Annotated in this window: 23 protein-coding genes; 5 read left to right on the top strand and 18 right to left on the bottom strand. The window is 72.7% G+C overall.

The features are described 5' to 3' along the window. Positions 1–47 precede the first annotated feature (47 nt). The 5 genes from cbiE to AB0L74_RS11835 form a co-directional block, all read right to left on the bottom strand. Positions 48–1,283, bottom strand: coding sequence for a precorrin-6y C5,15-methyltransferase (decarboxylating) subunit CbiE (cbiE, locus tag AB0L74_RS11855; protein ID WP_365649123.1), 1,236 nt, complete (start codon positions 1,281–1,283; stop codon positions 48–50). 123 nt (positions 1,284–1,406) lie between these two features. Then, the gene (locus AB0L74_RS11850; RefSeq protein WP_365649120.1) at positions 1,407–2,042 is read right to left on the bottom strand and encodes a GNAT family N-acetyltransferase; all 636 of its coding nucleotides are present in this window, start codon (positions 2,040–2,042) and stop codon (positions 1,407–1,409) included. A gap of 171 nt (positions 2,043–2,213) precedes the next feature. Continuing rightward, a complete protein-coding gene (locus tag AB0L74_RS11845) occupies positions 2,214–3,041 on the bottom strand; it encodes a MetQ/NlpA family ABC transporter substrate-binding protein (RefSeq protein WP_365649117.1) in 828 nt (275 codons plus the stop codon). A gap of 80 nt (positions 3,042–3,121) precedes the next feature. Next, a complete protein-coding gene (locus tag AB0L74_RS11840) occupies positions 3,122–3,859 on the bottom strand; it encodes a methionine ABC transporter permease (protein ID WP_365649113.1) in 738 nt (245 codons plus the stop codon). Further along, a complete protein-coding gene (locus AB0L74_RS11835; RefSeq protein WP_365649110.1) occupies positions 3,856–4,947 on the bottom strand; it encodes an ATP-binding cassette domain-containing protein in 1,092 nt (363 codons plus the stop codon). Before AB0L74_RS11835 ends, AB0L74_RS11840 begins: the two co-directional genes overlap by 4 nt. Before the next feature lie 697 nt (positions 4,948–5,644). Between AB0L74_RS11835 and AB0L74_RS11830 the strand changes: the two genes are divergently transcribed. Continuing rightward, entirely contained in the window at positions 5,645–6,004 is a 360-nt protein-coding gene (locus tag AB0L74_RS11830; protein WP_365649107.1) for a hypothetical protein, read from the top strand. Between the two features lies 1 nt (position 6,005). Then, positions 6,006–6,440, top strand: a complete 435-nt coding sequence (locus tag AB0L74_RS11825; protein ID WP_365649104.1) for a hypothetical protein — start codon at positions 6,006–6,008, stop codon at positions 6,438–6,440. Positions 6,441–6,465: 25 nt separating this feature from the next. On the opposite strand, the gene AB0L74_RS11820 is transcribed toward AB0L74_RS11825, so the two are convergent. The 3 genes from AB0L74_RS11820 to AB0L74_RS11810 all read right to left on the bottom strand — a co-directional run bounded on the left by AB0L74_RS11820 (position 6,466) and on the right by AB0L74_RS11810 (position 8,757). After that, complete coding sequence (locus tag AB0L74_RS11820) at positions 6,466–6,963, bottom strand: GNAT family N-acetyltransferase (RefSeq protein WP_365649530.1); 498 nt, start codon at positions 6,961–6,963, stop codon at positions 6,466–6,468. Positions 6,964–7,020: 57 nt separating this feature from the next. Next, on the bottom strand, positions 7,021–7,515 hold the full coding sequence (locus tag AB0L74_RS11815) for a sigma-70 family RNA polymerase sigma factor (RefSeq protein ID WP_365649101.1): 495 nt from the start codon (positions 7,513–7,515) through the stop codon (positions 7,021–7,023). Positions 7,516–7,590: 75 nt separating this feature from the next. After that, complete coding sequence (locus AB0L74_RS11810) at positions 7,591–8,757, bottom strand: glycerophosphodiester phosphodiesterase (RefSeq protein ID WP_365649098.1); 1,167 nt, start codon at positions 8,755–8,757, stop codon at positions 7,591–7,593. Between the two features lie 445 nt (positions 8,758–9,202). Here AB0L74_RS11810 and AB0L74_RS11805 point away from each other — a divergent pair, with 445 nt between their 5' ends. Beyond that, positions 9,203–9,877, top strand: a complete 675-nt coding sequence (locus AB0L74_RS11805; RefSeq protein ID WP_029386226.1) for a lysophospholipid acyltransferase family protein — start codon at positions 9,203–9,205, stop codon at positions 9,875–9,877. 327 nt (positions 9,878–10,204) lie between these two features. Here AB0L74_RS11805 and AB0L74_RS11800 read toward each other — a convergent pair whose 3' ends face one another. From AB0L74_RS11800 to AB0L74_RS11780, 5 genes are all read right to left on the bottom strand, one after another. Continuing rightward, positions 10,205–11,734, bottom strand: coding sequence for an MFS transporter (locus tag AB0L74_RS11800; RefSeq protein WP_365649094.1), 1,530 nt, complete (start codon positions 11,732–11,734; stop codon positions 10,205–10,207). After that, positions 11,731–12,282, bottom strand: a complete 552-nt coding sequence (locus tag AB0L74_RS11795; RefSeq protein ID WP_365649091.1) for a helix-turn-helix domain-containing protein — start codon at positions 12,280–12,282, stop codon at positions 11,731–11,733. Before AB0L74_RS11795 ends, AB0L74_RS11800 begins: the two co-directional genes overlap by 4 nt. A gap of 80 nt (positions 12,283–12,362) precedes the next feature. Continuing rightward, positions 12,363–13,334 carry an aldo/keto reductase gene (locus tag AB0L74_RS11790; RefSeq protein ID WP_365649088.1) on the bottom strand — a complete coding sequence of 324 codons (972 nt, stop codon included), beginning with the start codon at positions 13,332–13,334 and terminating at the stop codon, positions 12,363–12,365. Positions 13,335–13,396: 62 nt separating this feature from the next. Beyond that, complete coding sequence (gene argH / locus AB0L74_RS11785; protein WP_365649085.1) at positions 13,397–14,824, bottom strand: argininosuccinate lyase; 1,428 nt, start codon at positions 14,822–14,824, stop codon at positions 13,397–13,399. Positions 14,825–14,937: 113 nt separating this feature from the next. Continuing rightward, positions 14,938–16,131, bottom strand: coding sequence for an argininosuccinate synthase (locus AB0L74_RS11780; protein WP_365649082.1), 1,194 nt, complete (start codon positions 16,129–16,131; stop codon positions 14,938–14,940). A 177-nt stretch (positions 16,132–16,308) separates the two neighbouring features. On the opposite strand from AB0L74_RS11780, the gene AB0L74_RS11775 reads away from it, so the two are divergent. Together AB0L74_RS11775 and AB0L74_RS11770 are read left to right on the top strand one after the other, a co-directional pair. Next, the gene (locus tag AB0L74_RS11775; RefSeq protein ID WP_365649079.1) at positions 16,309–16,896 is read left to right on the top strand and encodes a pyridoxamine 5'-phosphate oxidase family protein; all 588 of its coding nucleotides are present in this window, start codon (positions 16,309–16,311) and stop codon (positions 16,894–16,896) included. A 3-nt stretch (positions 16,897–16,899) separates the two neighbouring features. After that, positions 16,900–17,616 (top strand): L,D-transpeptidase family protein, encoded by a 717-nt coding sequence (locus tag AB0L74_RS11770; RefSeq protein WP_365649076.1) that lies wholly within the window; start codon positions 16,900–16,902, stop codon positions 17,614–17,616. Positions 17,617–17,667: 51 nt separating this feature from the next. Here AB0L74_RS11770 and AB0L74_RS11765 read toward each other — a convergent pair whose 3' ends face one another. The 5 genes from AB0L74_RS11765 to argC are packed head-to-tail and all read right to left on the bottom strand — an operon-like array spanning position 17,668 to position 22,495. Next, positions 17,668–18,207, bottom strand: coding sequence for an arginine repressor (locus AB0L74_RS11765; RefSeq protein ID WP_044380253.1), 540 nt, complete (start codon positions 18,205–18,207; stop codon positions 17,668–17,670). 7 nt (positions 18,208–18,214) lie between these two features. Next, complete coding sequence (locus AB0L74_RS11760; protein WP_365649072.1) at positions 18,215–19,411, bottom strand: acetylornithine transaminase; 1,197 nt, start codon at positions 19,409–19,411, stop codon at positions 18,215–18,217. Next, positions 19,408–20,322 carry an acetylglutamate kinase gene (gene argB / locus AB0L74_RS11755; protein ID WP_365649069.1) on the bottom strand — a complete coding sequence of 305 codons (915 nt, stop codon included), beginning with the start codon at positions 20,320–20,322 and terminating at the stop codon, positions 19,408–19,410. Before argB ends, AB0L74_RS11760 begins: the two co-directional genes overlap by 4 nt. Then, positions 20,319–21,470, bottom strand: coding sequence for a bifunctional glutamate N-acetyltransferase/amino-acid acetyltransferase ArgJ (gene argJ / locus AB0L74_RS11750; protein ID WP_365649066.1), 1,152 nt, complete (start codon positions 21,468–21,470; stop codon positions 20,319–20,321). Before argJ ends, argB begins: the two co-directional genes overlap by 4 nt. After that, positions 21,467–22,495, bottom strand: a complete 1,029-nt coding sequence (gene argC, locus AB0L74_RS11745; protein ID WP_365649064.1) for an N-acetyl-gamma-glutamyl-phosphate reductase — start codon at positions 22,493–22,495, stop codon at positions 21,467–21,469. The genes argJ and argC overlap by 4 nt, the downstream gene beginning before the upstream one ends. Positions 22,496–22,532 lie beyond the last annotated feature (37 nt).

The raw sequence follows: 22,532 nt of genomic DNA, 5'->3' as shown, positions 1-22,532 counted from the left end.
GCCCCGCCCTCCGCCCGGCCGCCGCTCCTCGACGGAACCCCCGGTGCTCAGCGTCCGGGGGCACCGCCGTGGCGCCGCGGCAGTTCGCCGCTGAGCAGGAAGGCGACGCTGCGTTCCTTCTCCGTCCAGGCCCGGGTGTCGAGGGCGACGGACTGGAGCAGGGCGCACTCGACGACGTAGCCGTGCTCCGTCAGGTCGCGGCCGACGAGTTCGGCGGTGTCGCGGGTGGCGGCGTGCGTGACGATGCGCTGCGGACGGCGGTCGGCGACCGCGGAGACCACGGCCGCTCCCCCGCCGCCGACGCGCACGACGTCGGGCTCGGGAAGGTTCTCCAGGACGTGCGGGGCGGTGCCGCAGACGGTCTGGAGCTGGACGCCGAAGCGGCGGGCGGCGGCCTCGGTGCGCGCGCAGGCGCCTGGGTCGCGGTCGACGGCGATGACGGCGGCGCCGCAGCGGGCGGCCTCGGTGGCGAACGCGCCGCTGCCGCAGCCGATGTCCCACACGAGGTCCCCGGGGCGCGGTCCGAGCCGGGCGAGCTGGGCTGTGCGCAGCAGGTCGGTCTCGCCCTCGCCGAGGCCGCCGCCGTAGGCGTCGGCGGGCAGCGACCAGCCCCGGGGCCCGGCGGCCGGGTCGCGGCCGGCGATCCAGCCCCCGCCGTCCGCCGCGCCGCCGGGCCCGCTGGGTCCGCCGATGACGATGACGACGTTGGGGTCGCGCCAGGTGTGGTCGGCTGCCTTGTCGGAGGTGACGACGGTGACCCGCTCGTGGGCGGTGCCGAGTTCCTCGCAGATGACGAAGGTGCGGTGGACGCCGTCCAGCAGCAGGCCGAGTTCGGCGGGGCCCGCGCCGGGAGCGGTGAGGACCGCCACCTTGGTATGGGCCCGGCAGACGTTCACCGCGCGCCGCAGGGTGCGGGGATGGGCGACGACCACCTGGGCGTCGTCCCAGGGCATGCCGGCCCGGGCGAAGGCGGTGGCGACGGAGGAGACGGCCGGGACGACCTCGACCTCCAGGCCGAACTCCGGCGCGCGCAGGGTCCGTACGACACCGAAAAAGCCGGGGTCTCCGTCGGCGAGCACGACCGCCGTGCCGCGGTGGGCGGCGATGCGGCGGGCGGCGAGGGCGACACTGCCGAGGCGGACGCGCTCGGCGGCGGGCGGTACCTCCGGCAGCGCCAGGTGGTGGGCGGCGCCGGCCACGAGGGTGGCGGCGCCCAGCGCGGCGCGTGCCGCGGCGGTCAGCGGCGAACCGTCCCAGCCGATCACCGTGACCCGGTCGGCCATCGTCGTCAGTCTCCAGGTGTTTTGCGCAGGTCGTTACGGGAATCGCCCAGAGGTGGGCTTGGTGAGGGTACCCGGTGCGGCTGAGGAAAACGGCGGCGGCGCCGCCCGCGGGGCCGGTCCCGGTCAGTTCCAGTCGGTGAAGGCGGTGAAACCGGTGTCGGCCGGGTGCTCGCCCGCGCCCTCCAGGTCCTCGGGCAGCAGACTCCACACGATGAAGTCGGTGCGCACGTCGGTCCAGGTGCCGTCCTCGGCGCGGACGTGCGCTATGCAGGCGTTGCGCAGGACGCCCTCGCTGATGCAGCCGATCTTCTGGGCGACCTGCTGGGAGGCGGTGTTGTCGGCGGCCGTGCGCAGTTCGACGCGTTCGAACCTCTGGTCGCCGAAGAGCCACTGGGCGGTGGCGAGCGCGGCCTCGGAGGCGTAGCCCTCGCCGCGCGCCCAGGGGGCGACGATGTACGACAGTTCGGTGGACCGCACCCGCCAGTTGGTCCGGGTGAGCTGGATGACGCCGACCAGGCGCTGGGTGAGGAACTCGGTGACGGCCAGGTCGAGTCCCCGCCCGGCGGCGCGCCGGGCCGGGGCGCGCTCGGTGATCCAGTCGCGGGCCCCCTGCTCGGTGAAGGGCTGGGGGACATCGGTCCAGGCGCCGACCTGCTCGTCGTTCATCATCGCGGCCAGGGCGGGGACGTCGTCCGCCTCGAAGGGACGCAGCACCAACCGCTCCGTGCTGATGGAGATGTCGGGGAAGGTGCTCGTCATGCGCCGCTCCGTAACCTTGGGACCTTCTGAGCCGTCAGGGCCTGCTGAACTGCCCAGCATGCAGCATGAGAGCCCCGAACCGCACGCGGGGTCCTCCCCCACTGCCCGGACGGCGTGGGGGTGCCCCGCCGTCGGGCGGAGCGGACCCCGTGCGTGGCGGCGGACGGCGGGTCAGAAGGAGGCGATGACGGATCCGGCGTACTTGTCCTCGATGAACTTCTTCACCTCGGGGGAGGTGAGGAGCTTGGCGAGCTTCTTCACGCGCGGGTCGTCCTCGTTGCCCTCCTTGACCACGAGGAGGTTGACGTTCGGGTTGTTCTCGGCGGACTCCAGGACGAGGGCGTCCTTGGCCGGCTTGAGGTCCGCCTCCAGGGCGTAGTTGCCGTTGATGACGGCGGCGTCGACGTCGCCCAGGGAGCGCGGGGTCTGGGCCGCCTCCAGCTCCTTGAACTTGAGGTTCTTGGGGTTCTTGACGATGTCGGCGGGGGTGGCCTCGGTGCCGACGCCGTCCTTGAGGGTGAGGAGCCCGTTGGCGGCGAGCAGCTGAAGGGCGCGCGCCTCGGTCACGGTGTCGTTGGGGACGGCGATGGTCGCACCGTTCTTCAGGTCGCCGGGCTTGTCGGCCTTCTCGGAGTACAGGCCGAGCGGCTCCAGGTGCACCGAGGCGACGGACTTCAGGTGGGTGCCGTTCTTCTTGTTGAAGTCCGCCAGGTAGGGCTCGGTCTGGAAGTAGTTGGCGCCCACCGAGCCGTCCTCCGTCGCCGTGTTCGGCGTGACGTAGTCGGTGAACTCCTTGACCTCCAGGTCGAGGCCCTCCTTCTGCGCCAGGTTGTCCTTGACGTAGGTGAGGATCTCGGCGTGCGGGACAGGGGTCGCGGCGACGACCAGCGGTCCGGAGGTGTCGGAGGCGGAGTCCTTGTCCGAGCCGCAGGCGGACAGCCCGAGGGTGAGGGCCGAGGCGGCGAGGACGGCGGTGGTGATCTTGGCGGTGTTACGCACGAAAAGTGCCTTTCCTTGTGGGTGGTGCGACCCCGGATCCACGGTGACGGCGGGACCGGGGAGTCTGGTGACGGGCGCGGTTACGCGACCTTCTCGACGTCGGCCGCCGCGGGCTCCCTGGCCTTCAGCAGCCGCAGCCTGGGCCCGGGGCCGGAGCGGCCGCCGCGGCGGTGCAGGGTGCGCGCGGCGTAGTCGCCGGCGAACTGGATGACGGAGATGACGACGGCGAGGATCGCCACGGTGATCCACATCAGGCCGGTCTCGAAGCGCTGGTAGCCGTAGCGGACGGCGAGGTCGCCGAGACCGCCGCCGCCGACGGTGCCGGCCATCGCCGAGTAGCCGATGAGGGCGATGACCGTGGTGGTGGTGCTGGCGATCAGCGACGGGAGCGCCTCGGGGACGAGGACCTTGCGGACGATCGTCCAGGTGTTGCCGCCCATGGCCTGGACGGCCTCGACGAGGCCGTTGTCCACCTCACGGACGGCCGTCTCGACCAGGCGGGCGAAGAAGGGGATGCCGCCGATGGCGAGCGGCACGATCGCGGCCTCGCTGCCGATGGTGGTCCCGGTGACCCAGCGGGTGAAGTTCATCAGCGCGACCATCAGGATGATGAACGGCAGCGAGCGGCCGACGTTCACGATCTGCCCGACGACCTTGTTCACCAGGGTGTTCTGGAGCAGGCCGCCCTTGTCCGTGAGGACGAGCAGGACACCGATCGGCAGGCCGGCGACGACGGCGATCAGGGTGGACCAGCCGACCATGACCAGCGTCTCGCGACACGCCTGCTCCAGCAGCGGCTGCATCTCGGCCCAGGTCATTCGGCACCTTCCTTCACCAGCGCGGACTGGTCGTCGTTCCCCGTGTCCGGCGTGTCCGGCGCGTGCGCCGTGTCCGGCTCGTCCAGCGCGTCCACCACGTCGACTTGCAGGCCCTGCTCGCGCAGGAAGCCGACCGGCACGACGTTGTCCTCGTAGCGGCCGGGCAGTTCGATGCGCATGCGGCCGATCTGGAGGCCGCCGACGGAGTCGATGGCGGCACCGAGGATCGATATGTCGATGTTGTAGGTCCGGGCGAGCTGGGAGATGACCGGCTGGGTGGCGGCCGCGCCGTGGAAGGTGACGTCCAGGACGGTGCGGTCGTCGGCGGTCGCCTCTCCCCCGACCGGGAACAGCGCGGCGGCCAGCTCGGAGCCCGGGGTGGCGAGCAGTTCGCCGACGGTGCCCGACTCGACGACGCGGCCCTTGTCCATGAGCGCGGCCGAGTCGCAGATGCTCTTGACGACGTCCATCTCGTGGGTGATGAGCAGGACGGTCAGGCCGAGCTGCCGGTTCAGGTCGCGCAGCAGCTGGAGGATGGAGCGGGTGGTCTCCGGGTCGAGGGCGCTGGTGGCCTCGTCGGAGAGCAGCACCTTGGGATCGCCGGCCAGGGCGCGGGCGATGCCGACGCGCTGCTTCTGGCCGCCGGAGAGCTGGGCGGGGTACGACTTGGCCTTGTCGGCGAGGCCGACCAGGTCGAGCAGTTCCAGGGCCTTGCGGGAGCGCTCCTTGCCGGACGTGCCGAGGATCTCCAGGGGCAGCTCGACGTTGTCCTGGACCGTCCGCGAGGACAGCAGGTTGAAGTGCTGGAAGACCATGCCGATACGGCTGCGCGCCTGCCGCAGTTCCCGGCCGGCGCGGGGCCCGCGGCCGGCGAGCGCGGTGAGGTCCTGCCCGGCGACGGTGACCGTGCCGGAGGTGGGGCGCTCCAGGAGGTTGATACAGCGGATGAGCGAGGACTTTCCGGCGCCGGACTGGCCGATGACGCCGTACACCTCGCCTTCGCGGACGTGCAGGTCGACGCCGTCGAGGGCGGTGACCTCACGGCCGCGCGAGCGGTAGACCTTGGTGAGGCCCGTGGTGGTGATCACGTGGGTTTCCGTCACTGTCGAGTGCGCGGCGCGTGCGTGGGCGCCGGCACGGGCGTTGTTCTTCGGGGGTCTTCGGAACGCGGCACGTTCTCGTGAGGGCGGGGGAACCGGGAGAAACGTGTGCGCGAGGGGTGCTCCCCCGCGCCGTCCGGCGGCGGGGGGCGGCTCGGCCGCCCGCGCGGGGCGCGGTGGCGGACATGAGCGGCGCTCGCTTCGGGGCGCGAGGCTCGGATCGTGCAGGGGCCCTCTAGAAGGCGCACATTCGACGCATACCCAGACAACGAGCACCGGGCGTCATCGTCGCCTCGGTCGCAGGGGTGCGGTCGCTCGTCGTGGTCATGCGCTCAGTAAAGCAGACGTATGGACATGGCCGGACTCCGCTGTCCGCATAGTGGACACCGGGCGGGGCGGCCGCGGTCCGGGCGGCGCGCGGCCGGCCGGCTCCGTCCCCGCCGGTGACCAGGATCGATGAGGCGGCGGCCCGCCGGCCGCCGGGCCGGCGCCGGGGACGGGGCCGACGGGCTGTGGCCAACGCCACGGCCGTCGCCGGGCGGAGCGCGGCCGGTCTCTCCGTACGTACACCATGGCGCTGCGGAGCCACGGGGGCGTGTACGGAGAGGTAGGCGATCGCGGGCGCGCGCCCTCGACGCCGGGGCCGGGCGCCGGGGGGCTTTTGGCCCGTAATAGGGTCGCTGCCATGCTTGACGTCCTGACGCTGGCGACCGGCGTCGCCGCGCTGCTGCTCGCCGCATGGTGCGGCTGGGCGGCCTACCGTGATCAGCCGACGAAGGACTGGCACTTCATCGGGATGGCCGTGGTGACGCTGCTGGCCCTGGTCCAGCTGGCGGTCGGCGTGGTGCGGCTGGCGCGGGGCGAGAAGCCCGACCAGGGCACGGTGATCTTCGTGGCGTATCTGCTCGGGGCCTTCGCGTGCGTTCCGGCGGCGGGGTTCATGTCGCTGGCCGAACGCACCCGGTGGGGCTCGGTGACGGTCGCGGCCGGCGGTGTGGTGCTGGCCGTGCTGGAGGTGCGCCTCTATGACATCTGGGGAGGCTGAGATGACGGCCACACAGGAGGGGGCGGCGCGGACCCGCCTCGTCGGCGGCCCCGGCATGCTGCTGCTCTGGCTGTACGGGGTGATGGTCGTGGGCGCGGTGTCGCGCTCGGCCTACCAGATCGCCACCGAGTTCGACCGGGCGCCGCTGGCGTACTCGCTGTCGGCGGTGGCCGGGCTGGTGTACGGCTTCATCACGTACTCCCTGGTGCGCGGCGGCGAGGCGGCCCGCAAGGCGGCGCTGGTGTGCTGCGCCGCCGAGCTGGTGGGCGTACTGACCGTGGGGACCTGGACACTGGCCGAGCCGTCGGCCTTCCCGGACGCGACCGTGTGGTCGGACTACGGGATGGGCTACCTCTTCATCCCCGTGCTGCTGCCGCTGACCGCCCTGTACTGGCTGCGGAAGGCGGCGCGGACGCGGCGGCCGGCCGCCGGCTGAGCCGGAGCCCGGCCCCCACCGGACCTCAGGCCGTCGTCGCGTACGCCTCCGCGGGCTTCTCCAGTACGACCATCGGGACGCCGTCCGCGCCCTGCGCGGTGCCGACCGTCTCGTAGCCGACGCGGCGGTACAGGCGCAGGTTGCCCTCGCTGCGGCGACCGGTGTGGAGGCGGAAGCGGGTGGCGCCGCGCTCCCCGGCCAGGGCGGACTCGGCCGCCCGGAGCAGGCGGGCGCCGATGCCGTGCCCCTGGAGGCGGGGGTGGACGCAGAGCCTGCCGATGGACGCGGCGCCGTCCTCGGTCAGCCGGCCGCGTACGGAGCCGACGACCTCGTCGCCGAGCCGCGCCACGAAGACGCAGTCCCGGGCCACTTCCTCGCGGACGGAGTCCAGGGTCTGGACCAGCGGGTCGATGCGGTAGTTGCCGTAGAGCGCCGCCTCGCCCTGGAAGCAGAGGTATTGCAGCCGGAAGATCTGTTCGGCATCCTGCTCGGTCGCCGCAGAGATGGTCACACTCATGCCCATGTGCGCACGCCTCCCGCTCATCTGATCACCTGTTGTCCCCCACTCCTATCCCCCTCGTCAGCGAGCCGCAACCTCCGGACCGAGGAGTCGCCGCAGACATCCCAGACATCTGGAGCGTTCGGGGCCAAGACTCCCCTGTGATATACCCAACTCCCCCGCGATTTCCCGGTATGTAAGGTCCTTCGGAGACAGCAGAGCCTCCATCAGCCGGGGGCAGCGGCCGGGCAGGCGGCGCACCGCATCGCGCACGGCCCGGTGCCGGGCGGCGGCGAGGGCCAGCGCTTCGGGGTCGCGGCTGGTGTCGTCGGCGGGTTCGCCCGGGTACGGCCGTTCCAGACGCGTGGTGCGCAGGGTACGGCGGGCCTCGGAGCGGATCGCCCCGCGCAGCCAGCCGTGGAGGTCGGGGGGCGGGCCGTCCGTTTCCAGGTGCTCCAGGAGGCGCAGCCAGACCGCCTGTTCCAGATCGCCGGGCTCGGCCCCGGACGCGTACGCCTCCGCGGCGGCCTCTGCGGTGAGCAGCGGGCGCAGGGCGGTGACCAGCTCGTGCGTCATACGCGCTATGACACGGCCGTCCGGGCGCGAGTTGTCCGGACGGCCGGAAGGTCACCCCAACCGGGGCCGTCGAGCTCAGCGGTTGACGAAGTCCCCGCGGGCCAGCAGGCCGGTGTCCGGGTGGTCGGTGAAGATGCCGTCGATGCCGGTGGCGAAGTAGGCCCGGTAGGCGCCGAAGACGTCGCCGTAGGCGTCGGCGGCGGTGCCCTCGCGGAAGTCGGCGGGCAGGAACGGGTTCTCGTTGCGCAGGGTGTACGGGTGCAGGATCAGGCCCGCCCGGTGGGCGTCGCGGACGAGGGTGGTCGGCTCCTTGAGGCGCCCGGCCGGGTCACGCGGGATGACCAGGTCGAGGGTGGGCCCGATGCCCTGGGCGTAGGAGGCGATCTCCCGCAGGCCCTCGGGGGTGACGAGGTCGGCGACCGTGCGGTCGTCGCCGGTCTCGACGAAGTCCCAGGGGCGGCTGCCCGCGCCGGACAGCAGCACGACCAGCGGGTTGCCGACCAGCTTGGCCAGGCGCTGGACGCTGGTCGGCTCGAAGGACTGGAGGATCACCGGGGAGTTCCTCCCGTCCTTGCCGTGCCGGCGCAGGATCCGGGCGACCCGCTCCTCCAGGCCGAGGCCCAGCTTGCGGAAGTAGGTGGGGTGCTTGAGCTCGGGGTAGATCCAGACCCGTTCGCCGCGCCGCCGGGTCTGCTGGTCCTGCCAGCGGAGCACCTCTTCGAAGGTGGGTATCTCCCAGCGGCCGTCGTACAGGGTGTTGCGGGGGCGGTTGGCGGGGATGCGCTCCGTCGCCCGCAGGGTCTTGAGCTCGGCGAGCGTGAAGTCCTCGGTGAACCAGCCGGTGGTGACCACGCCGTCGAGCGACTTGGTCCGCTTGCGGCCGGCGAACTCGGGGCGGTCCGCGACGTCCGTGGTGCCGCCGATCTCGGGCTCGTGGCGGCAGACGAGGTGGCCGTCCCTGGTGGGGACCAGATCGCCGGCCTCGACGATGTCGGCGCCCATGTCCAGGGCCAGCTGGTAGGCGCCCAGGGTGTGCTCGGGCCGGTAGCCGCTGGCGCCGCGGTGCGCGATGACCGTCGGGACGGGCAGGCCCTTCAGGCCCTCGCCGCCGGGCCGGGTGCCGGCGGCTCCCGCCGTGCCGGGCAGGCCGAGGACGGCTCCGCCCGCGCCGAGCACCGCGGCGCCCAGGAGCGCCCGCCGCCCGGCCCCGCCCGTCCGCTCGTCCGTCTCCCGCGTTCCCATGAGCGCCTCCTGCCGTCGGCTCGTCCGGTGCGCGCCGATCGTAGGGGCGCGTGGATGACGGGCGGGAGACTCCCGGCGGAACACCGGGGTGACGCCGGACGGCGCGCGGGAGCCGGTCTCTGACGGAGCGTGGGCTTGGCGGCGGCGGACCGGGGTACGCGGACGGCGAGGGGACGAGGACGGACACCGCGCGGGCTCACGCCCCGGGGGCGCGACCCGTCTCACATCGTTCCGGCCGGGTTACCGCCGCGCCACGGCGCGACCCCGCAGGTGAACGCGTGTCAACAGCGCGTAAGACCCCGGTGAACCCGACGTGCGTTCCCCCCTGGACCGCGAGTAATGTCCTCACCTGCACAGACTCGTACCCGATGCGCGATGCCTCGACGTCTCGACGCCTCGCCGTCCTCGACACCACTCGACACTCTCTTGACAAACGGAGGGCCCGTTGTCCCGCTTCGCGCTCATCAAGGCAGTGCTCGGTCCGATCATGCGCCTGATGTTCCGCCCACAGGTGGAGGGCGCGGAGCACATCCCGGCCGACGGCCCGGTGATCCTGGCCGGCAACCATCTGACCTTCATCGACTCGATCGTCCTGCCCCTGGTCACCAAGCGTCAGGTCGTCTTCATCGGCAAGGACGAGTACGTCACCGGCAAGGGCCTCAAAGGCCGCCTGATGGCGTGGTTCTTCACGGGCGTCGGCATGATCCCGGTGGACCGGGACGGCGCCAACGGCGGTGTCGCGGCGCTCATGACCGGGCGCCGGGTGCTGGAGGAGGGCAGGATCTTCGGGATCTACCCGGAGGGCACCCGCTCCCCCGACGGCCGGCTCTACCGGGGACGCACCGGTATCGCCCGGCTCACCCTGATGACCGGCGCGCCGGTCGTGCCGTTCGCGATGATCGGCACCGACAAGCTCCAGCCCGGCGGCCGGGGCATCCCGCGGCCGGGCAAGGTCACGGTCCGCTTCGGCGAGGCGCTGGAGTTCTCGCGGTACGAGGGCATGGACCGCGACCGGTACGTGCTGCGGGCGGTGACCGACTCCGTGATGGCGGAGGTCATGCGGCTGTCGGGACAGGAGTACGTGGACATGTACGCCACGAAGGCGAAGAAGGCCGCGTAGCGCGTCCATCCGCCGCACCACGCCGACGGCGGGCCGCCTCCTGAGCGGCCCGCCGTCCGCCTGTCCGGCTCCGGGGCACGGGGCCGGCGGTCCCTGCGGGGCGGGGTCCGGGGCGGCGCGTCCGGCGCGCGTGCCCGTCCTCGGGGCCGGCCGGTCGCCGCTCGCGCGGCCCGGGGGCGGAGGCCACTCGCGTGTGCCGCGACGCCGGGGCCGCCGTGGGCGCCTGACGGACCGGCACCCGCCGGTCACGGACACCTCCGCCGGGGCCGGCGTTCTCGCGGCCCTGGAGCGGGACAGGCCGGTTCCGGCGAGCCCGGCCGCCGGCGGTCACCCGTGCCCGGCCCCGTCCTCCAGCCGCTGCCCGCGCAGCAGGAACCAGGCCGCTACCGAAGCCGCCAGCAGGACCACCGCGCCGGCGCCCGCCGCGAGGGACAGTCCGTCGACGAAGGACTGCCGGGCGGCGTCCAGCAGCGCCGACGCCGTGGGGGCGGGCAGCTGGGCGGCCGCCTCCACGGCGCCGCCCAGCGACTCGTGCGCCGCCTCCGGGGTGCCCGCCGGGCCCGTGAAGTCGCGGTACACGCCGGTGACGATGGAGCCGAGCAGGGCGATGCCGAGGGCCGCGCCGAGTTCGTACGCCGTCTCGGACACCGCGGAGGCGGCGCCCGCCTGCTCCTTGGGCACGCTGGAGAGGATCACGTCGGCGGTCACGGTGAACGAGAATCCGGCGCCGACGCCGACGACCAGCAGCGCCGCGCCCAGCAGCGGATAGCCGGTGGACTGGCCGATGACGGTGAGCGCGGCGAGCGCCGCGCCGACCGCGGCGAGTCCGCCGGAGACCACGGCCCGCACCGAGAAGCGCCGGGCCGCGCGGCCCGCGATCAGACCGGCCGCCACCGCGCCGACGGCGGCGGGCAGTTCGGCCAGCCCCGCCTCGAACGGGCGCCTGCCCTGCACGAGCTGGAGGTACTGGGACAGGAAGAACACCAGGCCGGACAGGCCCAGGATGGTCAGCAGGTCGGCCAGCACGGCGCCGCTGAAGCCGCGGTTGCGGAACAGCCGCATGTCCAGCAGCGGGGCCGGCAGGGTGAGCTGCCGGCGTACGAACCCGACCAGCGCGGCGGTGCCCAGCAGGCCCGCGGCCAGCGTGCCCCACGCGAAGCCGTGCGCGGCGGCCTCCTTGACGGCGTAGACCACGCCGACCATGCCGACCAGGGACAGCACGACGCTGAGCAGGTCCCACGGGCCGGGATCCGGGTTGCGGGACTCCGGCAGCAGCTTGACGCCGACGAGGACGAGGACGGCCATCACCGGCAGGTTGATCAGGAAGACCGAGCCCCACCAGAAGTGCTCCAGCAGGAAACCGCCGGCGATGGGGCCGACCGCCGTGCCGGCGGAGGCGGTGGCGCCCCAGATGCCGACGGCGAGACTGCGCTCGCGGGGGTCGTGGAAGAGGTTGCGGATCAGGGCGAGGGTGGCGGGCATCAGGGTGGCGCCCGCGACGCCGAGCAGGGCCCGCGCCAGGATCAGCAGCTCGGGCGTGGTCGCGTAGGCGTTCAGGACGGAGACCGCGCCGAACGCCGTGGCGCCGACGAGCAGGATCCGCTTGCGGCCGACGCGGTCGCCGAGGTTGCCCATGGAGACGAGCAGTCCGGCGATGACGAACGAGTAGACGTCACCGATCCACAGCAGCTGGGTGCCGGAGGGCCTGAGGTCCTCGCTGATGTAGGGGGTCGCGAGACCGAGGACGGTCGCGTCGACGGCCACCAGCAGCACGGCCAGCACGAGGACGGCGAGGGCGAGCCAGCGGCCCGGTCGCCTCACCTCCGCCGGGTACGCCGGCCGCAGGGTGCTGGTCATGATCCCTCTCTCCGTGTCGCACCGCCGAGCAGCAGCTCGACGATCATGAATGGGAAGTCCTTGGCGGCCACCCGGCCGTCCAGTACGGCCCAGGCACCCGAGGCGATCAGCCCGTAGAGGGCCTCCGTGAGCCAGACCGGCGTGAGGTCGATACGGAACTCGCCGTCTCGCTGGCCCCGCCGGAACAGTCCGGCCACGCGCGCGTCGAGCCGGGTCCAGCCCTCGTGCTGCGCGCCGCCCTCGAAGAGCTGGTTCTCGGTGTAGAGGAAGGCCAGCAGCCCGGCGGCGGGCTCGATCTCGCGCACCAGCCGCCCTACGGCCTCACCCGCGCCGCCCTCGTCCAGCCGGGCCCGGTCCAGGGCGGCCTCGCACTCGGCGATGCACAGCGCCTCCAGCGCGCGCACCAGCGCGTCGCGCCCGGCGAAGTGGCGGTGCAGCGTGGCCCGGCTGATCCCGGCGGCCTTGGCGACCTCGTCCATGGTCGCGGTCGATTTGCGGGTCAGCAGGGCCGCGGCACTGCGCAGGACATGGTCACGGTCGACAGCCATGAGACAACCATAGCGCATGTGAGACATTCATGTCTCACAGCGAACATGTGTGCCTCACTTGCGCTGGTGACAGGTTCGGGTCAGTGCCAGGGCAGCCGCCCGCGCCGCTCCCAGTAGGCGCGGGGGTCCTCGGCCAGGCCGGCCAGCCGGGCGAGCTGGTCGTCGTCCAGGTCGACGGCGGCGGCGTGCAGGTTGGAGGCGAGCTGCGTGGTGGTCACGGCGCCGGAGAGGACGACGCCGGCCCAGGGCCGGCGCAGGATCACGGCGAGGGCGACGGCGTCGCAGCCCATGGTGGTCTCCTCGGCCACGGTCCGCAGGGCGTCCGGCGCGTGCGGTTCGGCCAGGCGCCCGTTGGCCATGCCCTCCTTGACGATCACCGTGAGCCCGGCGTCGTGCGCCTCGGCGAGCGCGGGACCGGCGGAGGTCTCCAGCACGTTGTACGTCGACTGGACCGCACGGAAGAGGGGCTCGCCGCCGACCGTCACGGCGAGCGCGGCGCGGATGGCGTCGGCCTGGCCGGGGCCGCTGGTGGAGAAGCCCACGGTGACGCCCTCGGCCGCGGCCTCGGCCAGGCGGGCGTGCAGTTCCCTGTCGGTGAGGGCGGGGCTGTCCGGGGTCACCGAGTGGATCTGGTAGAGGTCGAGGCGGTCGCCGAGCAGGGCGTCGGTCTCGGCGCGCTGGCGGGCGTACGCGGCGACGCTGTGGTCCTTGACCTCGTGCCGCTCGGCGTCGGTGGACCAGCCGGCGGTGTAGGTGTAGCCCCACTTGCTGCCGACCACCACGTCGGCGGCCTCGGGGCGGGTGCGCAGCCACTCGGCGAGGAACTCCTCCGAGCGGCCGTAGGAGCGGGCGGCGTCGACGTACCGGACGCCCTGCGCGTAGGCGGCGTCGAGGAGGTCGTGGGTGCGCGTCCACAGCGCCTCGACGCCGCGCTCGGCCGGGAGGTCGCGCTCGCGGCCGAGGGTGATGTAGCCGGGACGGCCGACGGCGGCCAGCCCGAGGCCGAGATGGCAGGCGGGGGTCGTCGCCGCGGTGAGACGGGCGAAGGGCATCGCGGGCTCCGTTCGGTCGGCTCGGTGCGGCCGGGACCAACGTAACCCGCGATGCCCGCACGTCACTTCCGGGCGCTCGCCCACGCGTGCTGCGCCGCCACGTCGGCCTTGACCTCGGCGAGCTGGGCGGCGACGGCGGCGGGTGCCGTGCCGCCGCGCCCGTCGCGGGAGGCGAGGGCGCCGGGGACGTTGAGGACGGAGCGCACCTCGGGGGTGAGGTGGGCGGAGATCCCGGCGAACTGCTCGTCGGTGAGGTCGTCCAGCTCCTTGCCCTCGGCTTCGGCGACCTTCACGCACGCGCCGGCGACCTCGTGCGCGACCCGGAAGGGAACGCCCTGCTTGACCAGCCATTCGGCGATGTCCGTGGCGAGCGAGAACCCGGCCGGGGCCAGCTCCTCCATCCGCTCGCGGTGGACGGTGAGCGTGGCCATCATGCCGGTGAACGCCGGCAGCAGCACCTCCAGCTGGTCGATGGAGTCGAAGACCGGCTCCTTGTCCTCCTGGAGGTCGCGGTTGTAGGCGAGCGGAAGGGCCTTCAGCGTCGCCATCAGGCCGGTCAGGTTGCCGATGAGGCGGCCGGACTTGCCGCGCGCCAGCTCGGCGATGTCCGGGTTCTTCTTCTGCGGCATGATCGAGGAGCCGGTGGAGAAGGCGTCGTGCAGGGTCACGAAGGAGAACTCCTTCGTGTTCCAGATGATGACCTCCTCGGCGATGCGGGAGAGGTTCACCCCGATCATCGCGGTGACGAAGGCGAACTCGGCGGCGAAGTCGCGCGAGGCGGTGCCGTCGATGGAGTTGCCGGCGCTGCCGCGCTCGAACCCGAGGTCCGCGGCGACCGCCTCCGGGTCCAGGCCGAGGGAGGAACCGGCCAGCGCGCCCGAGCCGTACGGCGACACGGCCGTGCGCTCGTCCCACTGGCGCAGCCGCTCGGCGTCCCGGGACAGGGCCTGCGCATGGGCGAGGACGTGGTGGGCGAACAGCACCGGCTGGGCGTGCTGGAGGTGGGTGCGGCCGGGCATGGCCACGTCCGGGTGGGCCTCGGCGAGGCCGATCAGCGCGTCCTGGAGGTCGGCGATCAGGCCGCCGATGATCCGGGCGTGGTCGCGCAGGTACATGCGGAAGAGGGTGGCCACCTGGTCATTGCGGGACCGGCCCGCGCGGAGCTTGCCGCCGAGGTCGGGCCCGAGCCGCTCCAGCAGGCCGCGCTCCAGGGCGGTGTGGACGTCCTCGTCGGCCACCGTCCCGGTGAATTCCCCGGAGGCCACGTCCGCCTCCAGCCGGTCCAGCCCGGCGATCATCCGGCTCAGCTCGTCCTCCGTGAGGAGTCCCGCCTTGTGCAGCACGCGCGCGTGCGCGCGGGAACCGGCGATGTCATAGGGCGCGAGCCGCCAGTCGAAGTGGACGGACGCGGACAGCTTCGCCAGGGCCTCGGCGGGACCGTCGGCGAAACGGCCGCCCCAGAGCCGTACGTCACCGCTGTTGCTGCTCACTTGCGTTGCTCCTCGAGGGTTTCGCGGATGTGCCGCCGCCTCCCCACCGGTGAGTGATCCGTTAGGTGAGGAGGCGGCGGACGGGCTGGTGCGGGTGAGGGCCGGCCGGGCGCTTACGCCAGGTCGCGCTTGGCGGCCATCTTCGCCGACAGGCTGTAGATGTCGATGAAGCCCTTGGCCGCGGACTGGTCGAAGGTGTCGCCCGTGTCGTAGGTGGCCAGGTTGAAGTCGTACAGCGACTCGGCGGAGCGCCGGCCGGTGACGACGGCGCGGCCGCCGTGCAGCGTCATCCGGATGTCGCCGGAGACGTGCTGGTTGGCCTCCTCGACGAAGCCGTCCAGGGCGCGCTTGAGGGGGGAGAACCACAGGCCGTCGTAGACCAGCTCGCTCCAGCGCTGCTCGACCTGCCGCTTGTAGCGGGCGAGCTCGCGCTCGACGGTGACGTTCTCCAGCTCCTGGTGGGCGGTGATCAGGGCGATGGCGCCCGGCGCCTCGTACACCTCGCGCGACTTGATGCCGACCAGGCGGTCCTCGACCATGTCGATCCGGCCGATGCCCTGGGCGCCGGCGCGCTCGTTGAGCTGCTGGATGGCCTGAAGGACGGTGACCGGCTTGCCGTCGATGGCGACCGGGACGCCCTGCTTGAAGGTGATGACCACCTCGTCGGCCTCCCGCGGGAGGGCCGGGTTCTGCGTGTAGTCGTAGATGTCCTCGATCGGGGCGTTCCAGATGTCCTCCAGGAAACCGGTCTCGATGGCCCGGCCGAAGACGTTCTGGTCGATGGAGTACGGCGACTTCTTGGTGGTCGCGATCGGCAGGCCCTTCTCCTCGCAGAAGGCGATGGCCTTGTCGCGGGTCATGGCGTAGTCCCGGACCGGGGCGATGCACTTCAGGTCGGGGGCGAGGGCGACGATGCCGGCCTCGAAACGGACCTGGTCGTTGCCCTTGCCGGTGCAGCCGTGGGCGACCGTGGTGGCGCCGTGCTTCTGGGCGGCGGCGACCAGGTGCTTGACGATCACCGGGCGCGACAGGGCGGAGACCAGGGGGTAGCGGTCCATGTACAGGGCGTTGGCCTTGATCGCCGGGAGGCAGTACTCGTCGGCGAACTCGTCCCTGGCGTCCGCGACCTCGGCCTCGACGGCGCCGCAGGCGAGCGCGCGCTTGCGGATGACGTCCAGGTCCTCGCCGCCCTGGCCGACGTCGACCGCAACGGCGATGACCTCGGCGCCCGTCTCCTCGGCGATCCAGCCGATGGCGACGGAGGTGTCCAGACCGCCGGAGTAGGCGAGTACGACGCGCTCGGTCACGGGGTTCTCCTCACAGTGCATTCGCTGATATGCATGAGTATGCAGTTCCCCGCATGATTCGTCAATCCACTCCTCCGATCCCTGTCACCCCCCCCCCGGAGCCAGAGGGAAACCGGCCGGAAGCGGATCCGAAAATTCCTTAGACAGTCGAAGTAATCTCGGCCATAATCGTTAGACATGGGAAAGACCTATGAACGCATCGACGGCCGGCTCCGCACCTTCATCGAGTCCCAGCCGCTCTTCTTCACCGCCACCGCGCCGCTGGCCGCCGACGGCACGGTCAACCTCTCCCCCAAAGGGCTCAAGGGCTCCTTCGCGGTGCTCGACGAGCGCACGGTGGCCTACCTCGACTTCGCCGGCTCCACCGCCGAGACCGTGGCGCACCTGCGGGAGAACGGCCGCATCACCCTGATGTGGTGCGCGTTCCAGGGCCCGCCGAACATCGTCCGCGTGCACGGCCGCGGCGAGGCGGTCCTGCGGGACGACCCGCGCTTCCCGGAGCTGGTCGCCCGCTTCCCGGACATCGACCCCACCCGGCACGGCCTGCGCGCCGTCATCGTGGTGACGGCCGAGCTGATACGCGACTCCTGCGGATACGCCGTGCCCCTCATGGCCTACGAGGAGGACCGCGATCTGCACGGCAAGCGCTTCGCCCGGGAGGACGACGCCTCGCTCAGCGCCTACTTCGCCAAGAAGGAGCACATCGCCACCAGCCTGGACGGACTGCCCGGGCTGCCGTTGCCGCTGCCCCCGTCTACGGTCTGACCCATGCGCCCCGCTCGCCCAGGTGTCGTCGCCGTCCTCCTCGCCGCGTCCCTCCTCGTGCCCGGTGCCGCCCCCGCCGGCGGGTCACCGGCCGCGCCCTTGCCGGAGCGGATGGCCGACACCGGCGGCGGCACCCAGCTGATCACCGCCCTCGCCCCGCGGACCGGTTCGACGACGGGCACGGTCACCTGGTGGGACCGCCGGGGCGGGCGGTGGGTGAAGACCGGTTCCGCGCCCGCGCGGTTCGGGGCGAACGGGCTGGTGGAGGGCGTCAAGCGCCGGCAGGGCACGAACACCACGCCCGCCGGGCTGTACCGCCTGCCGTTCGCCTTCGGCATCGCCCGGGCGCCGCACGGCACCTCGTACCCCTACCGCCCCGTACGCCCCGACTCCTGGTGGTGCCAGGACAACGGCTCGCGCTCCTACAACCGCTGGCGCGAACCCCGCCCGTCCGACTGCGCCGCCGCCGAGGCCGAGCACCTGATCACCTACGGCGCGCGGTACGCGCACGCGCTGGTCGTGGGCTTCAACTACGACCGTCCGGTGCGCGGACGCGGCGCGGGCATCTTCCTGCACGTCAACGGGCGCGGGGCGACGGCGGGGTGTGTGTCGGTGCCGGCGGGGGCGATGCGCCGGATCCTGACCTGGGCCGATCCGTCGGCCCGCCCGCACCTCGCGATCGGGACGTCGGGCGGGGCGACGGCGATCACCCGGTACTGAGGCGCCGGCACCGCGGCGCGGGCCCTCGGCGGAGGGACGGCCCCCGGCCGGTCAGCCCCCGTTCTGCGCCAGCCGCAGCAAGTGGTCCGCCAGTGCCTGGCCGCCGTCCGGGTTCCGGCTGATCAGCAGCAGGGTGTCGTCACCGGCGATGGTCCCGAGGATGTCGTGCAGCTCGGCCTGGTCGATGGCCGAGGCCAGGAACTGCGCCGCCCCCGGCGGGGTCCGCAGGACCACGAGGTTCGCGGACGCCTCCGCGGAGATCAGCAGCTCCTGGGAGAGCCGCCGCATCCGCTCCTCCTTGGCGGACTCCCCCAGCGGCGCGCGCGGGGTGCGGAAGCCGCCTTCGCTCGGTACCGCGTAGATGAGGTCGCCGTCGGTGTTGCGGATCTTGACCGCGTTCAGCTCGTCCAGGTCCCGGGAGAGCGTCGCCTGCGTGACGCTCAGCCCGTCGTCGGCGAGCAGCTTCGCCAACTGGCTCTGGGAGCGCACCGGTTGCCGGTTGAGGATGTCCACGATCCGGCGGTGGCGTGCGGTGCGGGTCTGCGGCACGGCAGGCCCGGGGTGCTGTCCGTGGTCCTGCGCCTGGCTCATCGTCGTCTCATTCTCCGGCTCGTCCGTCCCCGTGGGCTTGGTCCAGGATGCCGGGCAGCGCCCCGAGGAAGACGTCCACCGCATCGTCGCCGAGGGTCAGCGGCGGCATGAGCCGTACGACATCGGGTGCGGGCGCGTTCACGAGGATTCCGGCGTCCTGGGCCGCCTGCTGCACCTGCGGTGCGAGCGGCTCGGTGAGCACGATACCCAGGAGCAGGCCCGCGCCCCGGACATGGGCGGCCAGCGGGTGGCCCAGGGCCTCGATTCCGCCGCGCAGCTTCTCGCCCTGCCGCTTGACGTTCTCCAGCAGCCCTTCCCCGTCGATGGTGTCGAGGACGGCGAGCCCGGCGGCGCAGGCGACCGGGTTGCCGCCGAAGGTGGTGCCGTGCTGACCGGGCCGCAGCAGGTCGGCGGCGCGGCCGAAGGCGACGGTGGCGCCGATCGGCAGTCCGCCGCCCAGGCCCTTGGCGAGGGTCACGACATCGGGCAGGACCCCGTCGTGGGCCTGGTACTCGAACCAGGTCCCGGTCCGCCCGATGCCGGTCTGCACCTCGTCCAGGACCAGCAGCGATCCGGTGGCGGCGGTGATGGCGCGGGCCGCCTTGAGATAGCCGGGGGGCGGGACGACGACGCCGTTCTCCCCCTGGATGGGCTCGATGACGACCAGGGCCGTCTCCTCGGTGACCGCGGCGGCCAGCGCCTGGGCGTCGCCGTAGGGCACGTGGGTGACGTCGCCGGGCAGCGGCAGGAACGGCTCCTGCTTGCCGGGCTGGCCGGTGAGCGCGAGGGCGCCCATGGTGCGGCCGTGGAAGCCGCCGCGGGTGGCGACCATGTGGGGCCGCCCGGTCAGCCGGCCGATCTTGAAGGCGCCCTCGTTGGCCTCGGCGCCGGAGTTGCAGAAGTACACCTTGCCGTCGCGGCCGAAGAGCTGGAGCAGCCGTTCGGCGAGGGCGACGGGCGGTTCGGCGACGAAGAGGTTGGAGACGTGGCCGAGGGAGGCGATCTGCCGGCTGACCGCCTCCACGACGGCCGGATGGGCGTGGCCGAGCGCGTTGACCGCGATGCCGCCGACGAAGTCCAGGTACTCCCTGCCGTCGGCGTCCCACACCTTCGCGCCCTCGCCGCGGACGAGGGGCAGCCGAGGGGTGCCGTAGTTGTTCATGAGCGCGCTTCCCCACCGCGCGGTCAGTTCCTGGTTGCTCACGACTCCCCCTGGTCGCTCTCGTCGGGCACGACCATCGTGCCGATGCCCTCGTCGGTGAAGATCTCCAGCAGGATCGAGTGCTGGACCCGGCCGTCGATGACCCGGGCGGTGTGCACGCCGTTGCGTACGGCGTGCAGGCAGCCCTCCATCTTCGGCACCATGCCGCTGGACAGCTCCGGCAGGAGTTTCTCCAGCTGGGACGCGGTGAGGCGGCTGATCACCTCGTCGGAGTGCGGCCAGTCCTCGTAGAGGCCCTCGACGTCGGTGAGGACCATGAGGGTCTCGGCGCCGAGCGCCGCGGCGAGCGCCGCGGCCGCCGTGTCGGCATTGACGTTGTAGACGTGTCCGTCGTCCTGGGAGCGGGCGATCGAGGAGACGACCGGGATGCGGCCGTCGGCGAGCAGGGCCTCGATGGCGCCGGTGTCGATGGCGGTGATCTCGCCGACCCGCCCGATGTCGACCGGCTCGCCGTCGATCTCGGGCTGGTGCTTGGTCGCGGTGATCGTGTGGGCGTCCTCGCCGGTGAGGCCGACGGCGAGCGGGCCGTGCCGGTTGAGCAGCCCGACCAGTTCCCGCTGCACCTGTCCGGCCAGCACCATCCGGACGACGTCCATGGCGTCCTCGGTGGTGACCCTCAGGCCCGCCTTGAACTCGCTGACGATGCCGTGCCGGCCGAGCGCGGCGCTGATCTGGGGGCCGCCGCCGTGCACGACGACCGGCTTGAGCCCGGCGTGGTGCAGGAAGACGACGTCCTGGGCGAAGGCGGCCTTCAGTTCCTCGTCCACCATGGCGTTGCCGCCGAACTTGATGACGACGGTCTTGCCGCGGTGCCGGGTCAGCCAGGGCAGCGCCTCGATGAGGATGCGGGCCTTGGGGAGCGCGGTGTGCTTGCGCGTCGTTGCGTTGCTCATGAGGAGTAGGCGCTGTTCTCGTGGACGTAGTCGGCGGTGAGGTCGTTGGTCCAGATGGTGGCGGTCTCGGTGCCCGCGGCGAGGTCGGCGACGATGTGGACCTCGCGGTAGCGCATGTCGACCTTCTCGCGGTCCTCGCCGACCGAGCCGTTCTTGCACACCCAGACGCCGTTGATGGCGACGTTCAGCCGGTCCGGCTCGAAGGCGGCCCGCGTGGTGCCGATGGCGGACAGCACCCGGCCCCAGTTGGGGTCCTCGCCGTGGATGGCGCACTTGAGGAGGTTGTTGCGGGCGATGGAGCGGCCCACCTCCACGGCGTCCTCCTCGGTGGCGGCGCCCACCACCTCGACCTTGATGTCCTTGCTGGCGCCCTCGGCGTCCCGGATCAGCTGCTGGCCCAGGTCGTCGCAGACGGCCCGCACGGCCTCGGCGAACTCGGCGTACTCGGGGGTGGTGCCGGAGGCGCCGGAGGCGAGCAGGAGCACGGTGTCGTTGGTGGACATGCACCCGTCGGAGTCGACGCGGTCGAAGGTGACCCGGGTGGCGTCGCGCAGCGCCCGGTCGAGGGCGGCGCTGTCCAGGTCGGCGTCGGTGGTGAGGACGACGAGCATGGTGGCCAGGCCCGGCGCGAGCATGCCGGCGCCCTTGGCCATGCCGCCGACGGTCCAGCCGTCCTTGGTGACCACGGACGTCTTGTGGACGGTGTCGGTGGTCTTGATGGCGAGGGCGGCCTTCTCACCGCCGTGCGCGGACAGCCGGGCGGCGGCGGTCTCGACGCCGGGCAGCAGCTTGTCCATGGGCAGCGGCACGCCGATGAGGCCGGTGGAGCAGACGGCGACCTCGCCGGCGCCGCAGCCGAGCGCCTCGGCGGCCTTCTCGGCGGTGGCGTGGGTGTCCTGGAAACCCTTGGGGCCGGTGCAGGCGTTGGCGCCCCCGGAGTTGAGGACGACGGCCGTGAGCTGCCCGCTCCTGAGGACCTGCTCGGACCACAGGACGGGCGCCGCCTTGACCCGGTTGGAGGTGAAGACGCCCGCGGCGGCGCGGCGCGGCCCGTCGTTGACCACGAGGGCCAGGTCCGGGTTGCCGTTCTGCTTGATCCCGGCGGCGATGCCCGCCGCCCGGAACCCCTGTGCTGCCGTGACGCTCACGGTGCGACTCCGATCGTGGAAAGTCCGAGCTCCTCGGGGAGGCCGAGGGCGATGTTCATGCTCTGGACGGCACCGCCCGCGGTGCCCTTGGTCAGGTTGTCGATGGCGCTGATGGCGATGATGCGGCCGGCCGCCTCGTCGTGGGCGACCTGGACCTGAACGGCGTTGGAACCGTGGACGGAGGCGGTGGCCGGCCACTGCCCCTCGGGGAGCAGGCGGACGAAGGGCTCGTCGGCGAAGGTCTTCTCATAGGCGGCGCGCAGCAGGTCCGCGGTGACGCCGTCGCGCGCCTTGGCGCTGCACGTGGCGAGGATGCCGCGGGGCATCGGCGCGAGGGTCGGCGTGAACGACACGGAGACGGCCTCGCCGGCCGCCGCGGAGAGGTTCTGGATCATCTCGGGGGTGTGCCGGTGGGTGCCGCCGACGCCGTACGGCGACATCGACCCCATGACCTCGCTGCCCAGCAGGTGCGGCTTGGGCGCCTTGCCCGCGCCGGAGGTGCCGGACGCGGCGACGATCACCGCCTCGGCCTCGGCCAGGCCCGCCGCGTAGGCGGGGAAGAGGGCGAGGGAGACGGCGGTCGGGTAGCAACCGGGAACCGCGACGCGCTTGGACCCCTCCAGCGCGGCGCGGCCGCCCGGCAGTTCGGGGAGGCCGTAGGGCCAGGTGCCGGCGTGCGGCGAGCCGTAGAACCGCTCCCAGTCGGCCGCGTCCTTCAGCCGGAAGTCGGCGCCCATGTCCACGACGAGCACGTCGGGCCCGAGCCGCTCGGCGACGGCGGCGGACTGGCCGTGCGGAAGCGCCAGGAAGACCACGTCGTGCCCGGCGAGGACCTCGGGGGCGGTCGGTTCCAGCACCCGGTCGGCCAGCGGCAGCAGGTGCGGCTGGAGCGCGCCCAGCCGCTGCCCCGCGTTGGAGTTGCCGGTCAGGGCGCCGATCTCGACCTCCGGGTGCGTCAGGAGCAGACGCAGCAGTTCCCCGCCCGCGTATCCGCTCGCTCCTGCCACTGCCGCGCGTACCGCCATGGAAATCCTCCTCCTGAATGGCATGACTATACGATTC

Origin of the sequence: Streptomyces sp. NPDC052020 (assembly GCF_040680575.1) — a bacterium.
Classification (GTDB): Bacteria; Actinomycetota; Actinomycetes; order Streptomycetales; family Streptomycetaceae; genus Streptomyces.
This window is presented reverse-complemented; position numbering and strand designations above follow the sequence as displayed.

Excerpts from the sequence above, each read along its gene's own strand:
- cbiE (WP_365649123.1), bottom strand. The coding sequence starts at position 1,283 with ATGGCCGACCGGGTCACGGTGATCGGCTGGGACGGTTCGCCGCTGACC.
- AB0L74_RS11850 (WP_365649120.1), bottom strand. The coding sequence starts at position 2,042 with ATGACGAGCACCTTCCCCGACATCTCCATCAGCACGGAGCGGTTGGTG.
- AB0L74_RS11840 (WP_365649113.1), bottom strand. The coding sequence starts at position 3,859 with ATGACCTGGGCCGAGATGCAGCCGCTGCTGGAGCAGGCGTGTCGCGAG.
- AB0L74_RS11830 (WP_365649107.1), top strand. The coding sequence starts at position 5,645 with ATGCTTGACGTCCTGACGCTGGCGACCGGCGTCGCCGCGCTGCTGCTC.
- AB0L74_RS11825 (WP_365649104.1), top strand. The coding sequence starts at position 6,006 with ATGACGGCCACACAGGAGGGGGCGGCGCGGACCCGCCTCGTCGGCGGC.
- AB0L74_RS11820 (WP_365649530.1), bottom strand. The coding sequence starts at position 6,963 with ATGGGCATGAGTGTGACCATCTCTGCGGCGACCGAGCAGGATGCCGAA.
- AB0L74_RS11815 (WP_365649101.1), bottom strand. The coding sequence starts at position 7,515 with ATGACGCACGAGCTGGTCACCGCCCTGCGCCCGCTGCTCACCGCAGAG.
- AB0L74_RS11810 (WP_365649098.1), bottom strand. The coding sequence starts at position 8,757 with ATGGGAACGCGGGAGACGGACGAGCGGACGGGCGGGGCCGGGCGGCGG.
- AB0L74_RS11800 (WP_365649094.1), bottom strand. The coding sequence starts at position 11,734 with ATGACCAGCACCCTGCGGCCGGCGTACCCGGCGGAGGTGAGGCGACCG.
- AB0L74_RS11795 (WP_365649091.1), bottom strand. The coding sequence starts at position 12,282 with ATGGCTGTCGACCGTGACCATGTCCTGCGCAGTGCCGCGGCCCTGCTG.
- AB0L74_RS11790 (WP_365649088.1), bottom strand. The coding sequence starts at position 13,334 with ATGCCCTTCGCCCGTCTCACCGCGGCGACGACCCCCGCCTGCCATCTC.
- AB0L74_RS11775 (WP_365649079.1), top strand. The coding sequence starts at position 16,309 with ATGGGAAAGACCTATGAACGCATCGACGGCCGGCTCCGCACCTTCATC.
- AB0L74_RS11770 (WP_365649076.1), top strand. The coding sequence starts at position 16,900 with ATGCGCCCCGCTCGCCCAGGTGTCGTCGCCGTCCTCCTCGCCGCGTCC.
- AB0L74_RS11765 (WP_044380253.1), bottom strand. The coding sequence starts at position 18,207 with ATGAGCCAGGCGCAGGACCACGGACAGCACCCCGGGCCTGCCGTGCCG.
- argB (WP_365649069.1), bottom strand. The coding sequence starts at position 20,322 with ATGAGCAACGCAACGACGCGCAAGCACACCGCGCTCCCCAAGGCCCGC.
- argC (WP_365649064.1), bottom strand. The coding sequence starts at position 22,495 with ATGGCGGTACGCGCGGCAGTGGCAGGAGCGAGCGGATACGCGGGCGGG.